Origin of the sequence: Sphingobacterium sp. B29 (assembly GCF_001952815.1) — a bacterium.
Lineage (GTDB): Bacteria > Bacteroidota > Bacteroidia > Sphingobacteriales > Sphingobacteriaceae > Sphingobacterium > Sphingobacterium siyangense.
This window is the reverse complement of the sequence record NZ_CP019158.1, coordinates 4,248,418-4,261,485: the sequence shown is the minus strand read 5'-3', so window position 1 is coordinate 4,261,485 and position 13,068 is coordinate 4,248,418. Positions and strand designations below refer to the sequence as shown.

The 13,068-nt window shown below is 40.4% G+C and carries 8 protein-coding genes and 1 tRNA gene; all 9 read left to right on the top strand.

Annotation, left to right across the window (positions count from 1 at the left end):
- Positions 1–34: 34 nt before the first annotated feature.
- The 9 genes from BV902_RS18315 (at position 35) to prpC (ending at position 12,966) form a co-directional block, all read left to right on the top strand.
- The gene (locus tag BV902_RS18315; protein WP_075993180.1) at positions 35–772 is read left to right on the top strand and encodes an SIMPL domain-containing protein; all 738 of its coding nucleotides are present in this window, start codon (positions 35–37) and stop codon (positions 770–772) included.
- 114 nt (positions 773–886) lie between these two features.
- Positions 887–966 (top strand) — tRNA-Leu (locus BV902_RS18310).
- Between the two features lie 609 nt (positions 967–1,575).
- Complete coding sequence (locus tag BV902_RS18305; protein WP_075993179.1) at positions 1,576–2,889, top strand: PDZ domain-containing protein; 1,314 nt, start codon at positions 1,576–1,578, stop codon at positions 2,887–2,889.
- A 523-nt stretch (positions 2,890–3,412) separates the two neighbouring features.
- Positions 3,413–4,804, top strand: coding sequence for an RtcB family protein (locus BV902_RS18300; RefSeq protein WP_075993178.1), 1,392 nt, complete (start codon positions 3,413–3,415; stop codon positions 4,802–4,804).
- Between the two features lie 4 nt (positions 4,805–4,808).
- The gene (prfH, locus tag BV902_RS18295; protein ID WP_075993177.1) at positions 4,809–5,432 is read left to right on the top strand and encodes a peptide chain release factor H; all 624 of its coding nucleotides are present in this window, start codon (positions 4,809–4,811) and stop codon (positions 5,430–5,432) included.
- A gap of 271 nt (positions 5,433–5,703) precedes the next feature.
- The gene (locus BV902_RS18290) at positions 5,704–8,937 is read left to right on the top strand and encodes a SusC/RagA family TonB-linked outer membrane protein (protein WP_075993176.1); all 3,234 of its coding nucleotides are present in this window, start codon (positions 5,704–5,706) and stop codon (positions 8,935–8,937) included.
- Positions 8,938–8,983: 46 nt separating this feature from the next.
- Positions 8,984–10,495, top strand: a complete 1,512-nt coding sequence (locus BV902_RS18285) for a SusD/RagB family nutrient-binding outer membrane lipoprotein (protein ID WP_075993175.1) — start codon at positions 8,984–8,986, stop codon at positions 10,493–10,495.
- Between the two features lie 433 nt (positions 10,496–10,928).
- Entirely contained in the window at positions 10,929–11,804 is an 876-nt protein-coding gene (prpB, locus tag BV902_RS18280; protein WP_075993174.1) for a methylisocitrate lyase, read from the top strand.
- 10 nt (positions 11,805–11,814) lie between these two features.
- The gene (gene prpC, locus BV902_RS18275) at positions 11,815–12,966 is read left to right on the top strand and encodes a bifunctional 2-methylcitrate synthase/citrate synthase (RefSeq protein ID WP_075994858.1); all 1,152 of its coding nucleotides are present in this window, start codon (positions 11,815–11,817) and stop codon (positions 12,964–12,966) included.
- Positions 12,967–13,068 lie beyond the last annotated feature (102 nt).

Genomic DNA, 13,068 nt, shown 5'->3' with positions numbered 1-13,068 from the left:
ATATTCATTGTTACGTAAACATAAAAAACTGGTTATGAAATCATCATCCGCTGTTATTATTTCGATTATAATGGGCGCTGTGCTCCTGCTTGGCACCTGGATATTGGGTACAGCTTATCGCTATAAGTTTAAATCGACGCAGACAATCACTGTTAATGGTAATGCCAAAAAAGATTTCGAATCCGATCTAGTCAAATGGAGTGCTACTTTTAGCCGAAAGAATTATGAATTGAGTGCCGCTTCAGCACAATTGGCCACTGATCGTGATTTGGTGCGGGATTTTTTAGTACAACAGGGGGTTAAAGCCGACGAGATCCGTTTCGAGGCCGTTAATATTGCCAAAGATTTCGAATATCATACAGATGGAAAGGGGAATGGTTATAATACTTTTTCCGGTTATACCTTATCGCAGGCCGTAAGTGTCGAATCAAAAGACTTAAATAAAGTGGACAATGCCTCACGAGAAATATCGACATTAATTTCCAAAGGGATAGAACTTAGCTCCAGCACCCCCAATTATTATTACTCCAAGCTAGAGGATCTGAAATTGGAACTTATTTCACAGGCTTCAAAAAATGCACATCAACGTGCAGACAATATTGCAAAGGAATCGAATGCCGGATTAGGTAATCTGGTAAAGGCCGATCTCGGAATTTTTCAGATAACAGGACAAAACGACAATGAAGAGTACTCTTCTGGCGGTGCATTTAATACAAGCTCGAGAAAAAAAACAGCTAATATCACGGTTAAAGCAAGTTTTTTGAGTAACTAATGAAAAATTATTCGACTGAATTTCAGTTCTATATTGGTTTTCATTGAAAATTTGTTCAAAAAGTTTTCTCCTTTTCAATAAAAAACCTACTTTTGCATCATCCCAAACGGATATGCCCGGATGGCGGAATTGGTAGACGCGCTGGTCTCAAACACCAGTGGGAAACCGTGCCGGTTCGACTCCGGCTCCGGGTACTAAAAGCCTCTTTACTTACTGTAAAGAGGCTTTTTTTGTGCGCCTATGCTGCATCTGACCTGAAGATTGCCTCAAGTTCCGGATTATAACTAATCAAGGTAGGTACTAAAACAGATACATCCTAATATCAATTTATATCTAATAACAATTTTCAATCAATCTTTAGACAGTGATCATTCAGTGCTTATTCAATTTGCACTGAATGATCACTGAACAATCACTGAACGAGCACTGAGCAAGCACTGAATAAGCACTGTCTTAAGATCTAATTTGGTCACTACTTGATTCTAAGTTGCTGCAGCTATTGCTTGTTCTTTGGTGTTTCTTCGCTTATTGTAGCTACTTTCATTAGACCTTCCTCGGTATTCGTTTGCCGTTTCTTTGCCGTTTCTTTGGTGTTTCTTTGGTATTTTAACAATAAAACAGCAATAAAACAGCAAAGAAATAGCACAGAAACGGTAAAGTAGGTGTAATCTTGAACCAGACTTGTAGATAAGAAGGATAAATTAACTACCGTCGAAATGGCAATAAGAAATGGGCTTTTTTTTATAAACGTTCTTTAATCTGAATATTCTTGTTTAAATTGGAAATACCAAATATAAACTTGGATGAAAACAGTTTTTTTATCGCTGGCACTGCTGTGTTTTTTCATTACTCATGGGCAAGTGGGGTTTGTCTTAAACGGAAAAAAGAATGTTAAAATTCCTTTTCTTTTCGTACATAACCTGGTGATTATACCTGTACAGGTAAATGGATATATGATGAACTTCCTGTTGGATACGGGGGTTAAAGAAACCATGATATTTGGCGAAACATTAAAGTCAATTGATAGCGCTGTTTTTGTTAATAAATTTCAGGGACTGGGCAGGGAAGAGGGGTTGGATGGCTATTTATCCATACATAATCAGGTGAATATTGCTGGGGTATATGAAGATTTAGACCAACCGATCTATATTCTTCAAAATGCGCATATTGATATCTCTACCCGGATAGGCGTGGAAGTTAATGGAATTATGGGAAGTCGCTTTTTTGAAAACCAAATGATGGAAATGGATTTTCAAAAACATCGTATTACCTTATATGCCAAGGCGAACCGGCCCAAGGGACTTGACAAGATGCAGCGTTTGCCGCTGGATATTTTAAATAGTCGTCCCTATACTTCGGTTGCTTTTAAACAGGGGGATGTTTCTATTGATGGTCGTGTATTGATCGATATGGGAAATAGCGATGCTTTGATGCTTATTCCTTCTAAATTAAACAATTTTGATATTAAACCCCCATTTATCGATGACTACATAGGGCAGGGGTTTAACGGTGAGATTTATGGAAAGAGAAATCGAATCCGATCGCTCGAACTTGGGCCATTTACAATGAATTACCCGCTTGTGGCATATCCTGAGCTGAGCTCGTTACAGCATGCAACATTTGTAAGTGGTAGGATAGGTTCCATTGGCAACGAGTTGTTGCGCCGATTTAAAGTCGTATTTGATTATCCCAACAAGTCGATATATCTTCATAAGAATAAAGATTTTGACCGCTTTTATTATTTGAATATGAGTGGCTTGGAGATTATACATGATGGCATTAAATACGAAAAAGAAGAAATACCTGTCGTTTTGCAAAAAGATGGTGGTACAGAGGTAAGAATGGGTAGCAGCGTACAGTATCGCTTTGTACTTCGAAATATGTACAAAATTGCGACCGTTCGTGATGCTTCGCCTGCGGCAATCGCAGGACTAATGCCTGGAGATAAGGTTGTACGGATCAATGGTAGAGCTGCATCGTCATTTTCCCTGGAGTCAATTCACAATCTTTTTAAATCAGAAGAGGGAAAGGAAATGCATTTTCGAGTGACCAGAGGCGAGAAAACACTCGATTTTAAATTTGTGTTAAAGGATCCGCTTCCATTTAACTCGGATTAAATTTTTGCGAATTTTTCCATTTTAAACTGAACTTGCTTATATTTGCACTTGATAATACTATTTTAATAATTTATACACGAAAAGATATGTTGGTCGCTAGAATAATAACACAGCAAGCTTTTAAGGCAAATGGATTTGCCGAAAGCAATCTTCGTGCTTTTCGTCCTATTTAAGATATTCTTCGAAATAGGAGCGCATCGTGTCTGTTCAATCCGCTGGAGTGAATAATCAGGTCGCTTTACTTCTTTTGAAAAACCAATTTATACAGATGAAAAAGCCGAAGTTCATTCGGGCTTTTTAATTTTCCGGATTTTCGTTTCTATTTAGCTATTCAAAGCTCTTCAGGGCTGCAGCGTTTTTGAAAAACAGGTGCGTTCGACTCTATAGGAGTAATTGACTGTGCATTAAGAAAAAATGCTTAATAGAATCGTAATCCCCAAAAGAATATTCCCGAAATTTTTTCAAAAAGGCTGCCGATTTCCAAGAGGAAATTGATGGCTAATTATTTATATTTTTTATAAAAATGGGAAGTAAATTAGCGGGAAAAGATCTAGTAAAAATAGGTTTTCCACAAAATAATATAGTTAATACAGCTTTAGGGCTGATCACAAGGTATCGAAAGAAGGAAAATAAAGAAAACATTCTTCTTGAACTTACTGAATTGATAGAAGCTCCGGAGCGATTTATGGGGCATAAAATATGGGGAAAGGTCTCTGAAGGACTTGTTAAACCTGTTGAAGTACGCATGCAGGAGCTTCATTCACATTGTGCTCCATTTAGCATATTTGGTGAAAATGAAATTGATGAGCAGGCAAAAAGACAGTTGTATGATGCACTGAGATTGCCTATTTCAAGGCAAGGTGCACTGATGCCGGATGCACATACAGGGTACGGACTTCCCATCGGCGGAGTACTGGCCACAGAAAATGCCGTTATACCGTATGGTGTAGGCGTAGATATTGGTTGTCGGATGAGCCTGTCGATATTCGATTTACCAGGCAGTTATTTCAAAGGAAGGGAATTCCAACTGAAAAATATATTGAAGGAAAATACCAAATTTGGTTTAAATGACACACATCGTGATAAGCATGACCATGTTGTTTTCAGTAGAACTGAATTTCAGGAAATCCCACTATTAAAATCCCTGTTGGGTAAAGCTTACAGACAATTTGGGACTTCTGGTAGTGGAAATCACTTTGTCGAATTGGGCATTGTTGAGCTTCAAACCGTGCGGGAGGAATGGGGGATAAATCCAGGACAGTACTTGGGGATTTTATCCCATAGTGGCTCTCGAGGTTTGGGGGCGAATATCGCTAAGCATTACACAAGTCTTGCAGCACAACAATGTCCATTACCGCGTCATGTCCAACATTTGGCCTGGTTAGATTTAGCAGGCCAAGAAGGACAAGAATACTGGATGGCAATGAATTTGGCTGGAGAGTATGCCCAGGCCTGTCATGCAGACATCCACCGACGTTTGGCGAAAGCACTTGGCGGTAATCCCGTGGTAACGATCGAAAATCATCATAATTTCGCATGGAAGGAATTTGTGAATGGGGAGGAATGCATCGTTCATCGGAAGGGAGCAACACCTGCAGGCAAGGGCGTGCTGGGGGTGATTCCCGGCTCGATGACAGCACCAGGGTTCATTGTGGAGGGAACGGGAAACCCCTTAAGTTTACAGTCTGCTTCCCATGGAGCGGGGCGTGTCATGTCGAGATCTGCCTGCAAAAATAATTTGACAAAAAGCGCTATGCTGAAAGATCTGGATGCACATGGTGTGGAATTGATTGGCGGCGCATTGGATGAATCACCCCGTGCATATAAAGATATTCATCGGGTGATGAAATTACAGCAGGAGTTGGTAACTGTTCTCGGAACGTTCAGTCCGAAGATTGTACGTATGGACAAATAAGGTTATGAATGAAAGGTATTTACAAATTTCTTCGGGACGAGGTCCTAAGGAATGTAATATGGCCGTTAGGTTGGTAGTCGACAGAATCTCTTCTGAATGTAGTAGAGTAGGAGTTGAGGTCACGGAAATAGAAAAAGAAGAAGTGGATGGACTTCCTTGTTCGTTAATCGTCAGATTGAGAGGAAAAGATATGGATCAATTGATTGATCATTGGATTGGTACAATCTGTTGGGTGTGTAAAAGCCCTTTTCGTCCTTTACACAAACGGAAGAATTGGTTTGTCGAAGTTAAAACGTATCATCCGGGTGAAAAGAAAAAGGTGTTGGATGTGAAGGATGTAAATTTCCAAACGATGCGAAGTAGCGGTGCAGGTGGACAGCATGTCAATAAAGTAAGTTCTGGCGTTAGAGCGACGCATGCTCCGACAGGGATAAGTGTTCAGGTGATGGATACGAGATCACAATTGCAGAATAAAGAGATCGCAATGCTGCGCTTGGCTGCACGTCTGCGGGATTTGGAAAGTGTTGAGTTAAATACAGCCAAAGAAGAAAAATGGAAAAACCAAATCGAGGTGACGCGGGGACAGGCGAAACGGGTCTTTGTTGGACAGAAATTTATTGAAAATTAAGTAATTTGTATTGTTTTTACTGAAGCGAAAACCCTTGTCAATATGTTGGCAAGGGTTTGTTTTTTTAGTGGTATTGTCTTGTTTAATAGGTGCTTGTGGTTTGTTTGTTCAAGCTGGGTGATATGGGTTTATTGTTTGGAGGTTGTAATATTTTAACATTTGAGGTTAAAATATGGGTAATATTGGTCAATATCATAGCGAGCTCTGTTTTAACATTTGCATAAATTAGATTTTATAAAAGCATTTTAAACTAACTAACAGAGACTAGCTTATGAACAAAAGAAGTATTGCAATACTAGCATCCAATATACTAGTATGTTCTGCGCTTTATGCCCAAACAGCACTTAAAGGCAAAGTGTTGGATCAGGACGGCAAACCAATACCGGGAGTATCGGTAACCATTCGAGGCGGTGCCGGCACGCAGACAGGAATTGATGGTGGATTTTCATTAACATATACAGGTGGAGGAGTTTTAAATGTCACTGCAGTTGGTTACAAATCCAAGCAGTTTCAACTGAATAATCAAACGAATTTAAACGTTACATTAGAATCTTCAGCAGAGAATTTAGATGAAGTCGTGGTTACCGCATTAGGTATCACAAGAGAGAAAAAATCCCTGGGTTATGCCACGCAGGAGGTCAAAGCGAAAGAATTGACAGATGCCGGGCAACATAGCCTAACAGGAGCATTGGCGGGTAAAGTTGCAGGTGTACAGGTGAACCAATTTGGTGGAGCGATAGGTTCTTCAGCGCGTATTTCAATTCGTGGAAATACATCGTTGCAGGCAAATCAGCAGCCGCTTATTGTAGTGGACGGTATTCCTATTACAAATAATTCTCAGCGTAGTGGTGATAATACGTATACTGGGGTGGATTACGGTTCGGGTTTAAACGACATTAATCCAGATGATATCGAAAGCATCAACGTACTGAAAGGTGGGGCTGCAGCATTATATGGTATGCGTGCTGGTACAGGCGTTATTATGATTACGACAAAATCTGGAAAACGCGCCGAAAACGGAGTGCAGATTTCGTACGACGGAAATTTTTCCATCGACAGGGCGGCCAATTTACCGAAGTACCAAAATTTATACGGTCAGGGATCACGTGGGGATGAATACAGTTTTAAGAAATTTGGCGGAAATCTATCCTATCAGGATTATGTAACGCAGAATTCATTCAGTTATGTTGATGGTACAGGAAACATTGGGGTTAATGATAATATCGATGAATCTTGGGGTCCTCGCATGGACATTGGCTTGTTGATACCACAGTTTAACAGTCCGGTTGTGAATGGTGTACGCCAGGCAACCCCATGGAATTCACATAAAAACAATGTTAGAGAGTTCTTTCAAACCGGTTTTTCTCAAAACCATAATGTTTCATTACTTTCCAAATCAGATCGATCGTCTACACGCGCATCTATTTCCTTTAGGGATCAAAAGGGAACGGTTCCCAATACAGATCAGAAAAAATATACCGCGCAGCTGAACAATGAATATAAGGTCAGTGATAAAGTATCTTATGATATCATGAGTAATTTTACGCGTACAGAAAGTAACAATTTGGTCACGCAGGGATATGATGCTGCCAATCCAATGAATGGCCTGATCTGGTTTGGCCGTCAGGTGGATATGCAGGACCTGAAAAAAAATTGGGATCAAAAAGATGCACAAGGGAATTATACCTATTACAATTGGAATTCCGCTTACCATATGAATCCTTTTTATACGATGCACGAATCGCGCAATGCAATGAAGATGAATCGTGTTTTCGGTAAGACCTCCTTATATTATCAACCTTTTGATTTTTTAAAATTCGAGGGGCGTGTAGGATTGGATTACTATAATACCCATATGTTTGAAACGACGTATTTTAACTTTGATAACCAAGATGGTAAGTTCAATGAAATAAAAAATAGCAATTCTGATTTTAATGCAGATTTTATTGCAAATTTTAATAAACAATTTGGCGATCTGAGTTTAAGCGGTATTTTGGGTGCCAACTACCGGGATTATCAATTTGAAACAAATACAATAGGCGCAAAAGGATTAAATGTATTGGGTGTCTATACCATTTCGAATAAAATTGGTGATGCTTACACCTTTATGGACCATTCAAAAGGCCGCTCCAATTCGGTATATGGACAGGCTAATTTGGGCTGGAAAGATCAATTGTATTTAGATTTGACCGCACGGAACGACTGGTCTTCAACGTTAAAGAAATCCTTTTTCTATCCTTCGGCAAGTTTAAGCTGGATCCCAACAGCTTCATTTGAAGGTCTGAAAAGTGATTATTTGAATTTTTGGAAAATGCGATTTAATCTGGTGAAAGTGGGTAACGCTACACAACCTTATCAAAATGGAAACTATTATTATGCACAAACAGACGCTTATAATAACCTGGCGCAAATGTATAAAAGCATGGTCTATGCGATTGAAGGCCTAGAACCTGAAGCCATTACTTCTTATGAAATTGGTACTGAGCTGGGTTTATTCAAAGACCGTCTTCATTTGGACCTTACCTATTATCAAAAAGTAAATAAAAAACAATTACTTTCTGTACCTACCTCCAATGTGGTTGGGTTTAGCAGTATCTTCTTAAATGCCGGAGAAATTCGGAGCAAGGGGATTGAAGTTCAATTACGCGGTGATATCCTGAAGCGTGAAGATGGGTTAAATTGGACAACGACTGTCAACTTTTCAAAAGATAAAAATAAGATTATAGAACTTTACCCGGAATTAGGCTTGGATGATTTGAGGCAGGGTTGGACTTGGGGTATTTCCAATATGGCTTCTGTTGGGCATCCTTGGGGTAGTTTGGTAGGGCCAGGTTATGATCGTGTAACAGATGGACCGATGAAAGGTGCTATTAAAGTGGGTTCCAACGGTCTGGTTTCTACACCACTTGATGGTCAAGTGATTGGTAATGCTGTGCCGGACTTCTTGGCTTCGATGCGTAATGACTTCACCTTTAAAGATTTTAGATTCGGCTTTATGCTCGATTTCCGTAAGGGGGGAGATATTTGGTCACAAACAATGTCCCATGGTTATGCGACGGGTATAGCGGAAATTACTGCTGCAGATGGCATTCGTGAACGTGCTATTCTTGCCGGTCGTGACGTGATGAAAAACGAAAGGTTTGCAATGTCGGACGGAAAAGGAGGCTGGGTTGCAAATACCATTGAGACTTCAGCACAAGACTGGTATGAAAATGGAGGCATTGCCGAAATGTATGTTTTTGATGGTTCTTTTCTGAAATTAAGAGAGGCCTATATTTCTTATAATTTACCCAAACATTTGTATAGTAAAATAAAAGGGATTAAGCGTGCTAATATCTCTGTTACAGGAACCAATTTAGCGTTGCTTTGGGTGCATAAATCGAATACGATGCGATTAGATCCGGAAGGCGGAGGTGTATCTAGCGATTCTAGAGGTGTAGGATTTGAGCAAGCCAGTGTTCCAAACTCAAGAAGTATAGGTCTTAAACTTGGTTTTACATTTTAATCGACAGATAGAGTTTAAGATATAGAACCCTCAAAAAATTATGATTATGAATACTTTTATTAAAAAATTAAAATACACGCCTTTATTAGCCGTTCTTTTGGTGACAGGTTGTACCAAGAATTTTGAGAAAATTAATACCGATCCGGATGCATTAAATGATGTTCCACCACAAAATATGTTGGTCAACGTGATGCGAAATGCTGGAGACCAATTTGGTGGCGACGTTGATGGTTATGGTACATTTGCTGGATATATTGTCAAAATTCAATATCCCGATAACCTGAGTGGATTGATTCCGACAAATAATACTTATGGCAATCGTTGGGCCGCTTGTTATTATAATATCACCCAAATGAAAGACTTGCTTAAAAAGACAGATGATAAAGCTGAAGGGTATAAAAATACTAGGGCTATAGCAAGAATTTGGAATAACTATATGTGGTCCTATTTATTGGACGGATGGGGTGATATTCCATATTCAGAGGCATTTAAAGGTCGGCCAGAAGATGGTTCGGTATTGAAAGCCAAATACGATAAACAGGAGGACGTTTTTCCTGCAGTATTGGCGGATCTTAAATCCATTGCTGATGAGTTGGCAGCTGGTATTGGAACGGATGATGTTGGTAACTATGACGTGATCTATGGACAGGCTAATAGTGGTAGTCCAGATGTAAAAACACAAATGTTAAGGTGGCAGAAGTTTTGTAATTCGCTGCGCTTACGGATGGCAATACGTATTTCTTCTGTTGCCCCGGCTTTGGCTAAATCTACGATTGAAGAAATTGCTGGAAATAAGACGAAATATCCAATCATTGAAACCAATTCGGAAAGTTGTCAAATGTTTTTCCCTGGAACACTGCCCTATATGGAGCCTTGGTATGAGTCTGGTATTTACGGTAAACGCATCAATAACTGGGGAATGTTCGATATTTTTATCAATCATTTAACGGAAACGAACGACCCTCGGATTGAGTCGATCGCTCAGAAAAATAATGCCGGTAAATATGTTGGATTTGTTAATGGTTCGTTAACCAATCCTTCGCCATCAACGTCAATTTCATGGATTGGATTACATTACATCAATAATCCTGCTGGGGCAGTACCTTTTTATAAAGCCTGTGAAACTTATTATATGTTGGCGGAAGCCGCATTATTGGGTTATAATGTTGGAATTACGGCTAAAGCAGCCTATGAAACAGCCGTTAGGCTTTCTATGGAAGATAATGAGGTTGCTGAATCAGCTGTGAATGCTTATCTAGCCGGAGCGGGAAAATTTGATGGAACAAAGGATCGTATCTATTGGGATATGTGGGTCGCTTTATTTAAAGAAAATTTTGAAGCCTGGAGTTTGTATAGAAGGACGGGAATTCCTAGCACCAACTATCCTTCAAAAATTCAAAATTCAGCAACTCCACATACAGATCAACCATTTCGACTGCCTTATCCGAATAATGAATACCTATATAACAAGGATAACGTTACAGCCGCTGCACAAGGGACTGTGGATTATAACTGGGGAAAACGCTTATGGTGGGCTAAAAATAACGGTAAAAACTAGTTTAAAATGCTTTATTGAGCGGGTATCGAAAGATCCCGCTTTTTTTTACTCGTTTAGATAACATTTTGCTACCCTTTGTAGCAAGGAGTCCTGTTAACATTTCGGATAGAGCCTCAACATCAAAAGCTGAGGCTTTTTAATTGATCATGTATCCTCCCTTAGAAAAAATAGTACACGGTTGTAAGGCCATTTAGCAGACTGAGGGGAAGCTTTACCACTGAAATAATTTATTTATAATTAATAGGGGCTATTACCGTATTTTCTTCTGTCATTGACCTTTAATGTAGAAAATAATTTGTTTTATTGCGGTGATAATTAGTATCTTTAAGAGGAAGGGCCTCAAAAGAATTCCTTCAGACTAAGTAAACTTAAGTAGTCGCTGTAACCTGCATCTAAAGGAGGTTATAGGGCTTGGAATTTCAAATTCGATATTATGATAAAATCCCCGGGCTTCCTTTTTAAGGAAGCGATCAAGAATGAAAAACCATTACAAATTGTTGGAGCGATTAATGCTAATCATGCGCTTTTGGCTGAGCAGGCTGGTTTTAAAGCTATTTATCTTTCTGGAGGCGGTGTTGCAGCAGGTTCACTTGGAATTCCAGATCTTGGGATTACAACACTTCAGGATGTTTTGATTGATGTGGATCGCATAACAAATGTGTGTAAACTACCCTTGCTGGTGGATATTGATACTGGCTTCGGTCCTTCGGCATTCAATGTGGCACGTACAATAAAGTCTTTAATTAAAGTGGGCGCGGCGGCAGTTCACATGGAGGATCAGGTGGGGGCTAAACGTTGTGGTCACCGGCCTGGGAAAGAGCTCGTCTCGCGATCTGAAATGGTTGACCGCCTAAAGGCGGCCGTGGATGCACGAACGGACGAGCATTTTGCCATTGGTGCACGTACGGATGCACTTGCTTCTGAAGGCCTTGAACTTGCTTTGGAAAGAGCGGTGGCTTATAAAGAAGCTGGAGCGGACTTTATTTTTGCTGAAGCAGTACATCATCTGGAGCAATACGTTCAATTTAGTGCAGCAACTGGCCTTCCCATTTTGGCGAATATCACCGAATTTGGACAAACACCGTTGTTTAGCCTGAATGAACTACGTCAAGCCGATGTTTCTATTGTTCTTTACCCACTCTCTGCTTTCCGCGCCGCTAATAAAGCGGCTACAACTGTTTATCGTCATATTCGGGAAGACGGCGGGCAGGTTAATGTAATCGACGACATGCAGACGAGAGAAGAGTTATACAGAAGTATTGATTATTATGCCTATGAAAATCGATTGGATCAATTGTTTAACAAATAATTATATTCAGATGGAAGAGACAAACAGCACAGGTTTTAAGCCCAAAAAAAGTGTAGCACTCTCTGGTGTAGCAGCTGGTAATACGGCTTTGAGCACTGTCGGAAAAAGTGGTAATGATCTGCATTATAGGGGTTATGATATTTTAGATCTGGCGCATCAGGCAAGTTTTGAAGAGGTCGCTTATTTACTTATTTATGGAAGTCTACCAACACAGGCCCAGCTCGTCACTTATCAAAGTCAGCTGATCAGTCAACGTGGTCTGCCTATTACTGTTCAACAGGTCCTCAAGCAGTTGCCATCGACGGCACATGCCATGGATGTTTTACGGACTTATGTTTCTTTTTTCGGCAGTGTTTCGCCCGAGAAAGACAGTCATCCCATTGCTGGTGCCCGTGACATTGCAACTCGCCTGATGGCTTCGATGGCCTCAGCACTCTTGTACTGGTATCATTTTAGTCAGCATGGACGTGAGGTGCAGGTAGAGACATCAGATGCAACGTTGGGCGGGCATTTTTTGCATCTGCTACACGGAAAATCGCCGTCGTCTTCTTGGGTAAGAGCGATGCAGATTTCACTCAATTTATATGCCGAACATGAGTTTAATGCATCTACATTTACAGCTCGGGTAATTGCCGGTACAGGATCAGATATGTATTCCTGCATCGCTGGCGCAATAGGTGCGCTACGTGGACCTAAGCATGGCGGAGCTAATGAGGTCGCTTTCGAAATTCAGAGTCGTTATGCAAATGCTGATGAGGCGGAAGCGGATATCCGGAAGCGATTGGCAAACAAAGAAGTCATTATTGGTTTTGGCCATCCTGTATACACAATCTCGGATCCAAGAAATCAAGTGATAAAACAAGTCGCAAAAGAGCTTTCGGAAGAAGCGGGCGACATGACGCTCTACCTGATCGCTGAGCGGTTAGAAAAAGTCATGTGGGAAGAAAAGAAAATGTTTCCGAACCTGGACTGGTATTCTGCGGTGTCCTATCATATTATGGGCATTCCAACGGAGATGTTTACGCCATTATTTGTTCTCTCGCGTACTACTGGCTGGTCAGCGCATGTTTTCGAACAGCGTCAAGATGGAAAAATTATCCGGCCGAGTGCAAACTATGTTGGTCCCGATGACAGACCGTTTGTACCTCTTTCCGAACGGTAAATTCGGGTCGGGAAAAGGCGTTAAAAGGTGCTTTTTGAACAGGGGGCTCTGAGGAAGAATTTAGCGCAGGAAAAAACGAATTATATTAATAAATAGAACGAG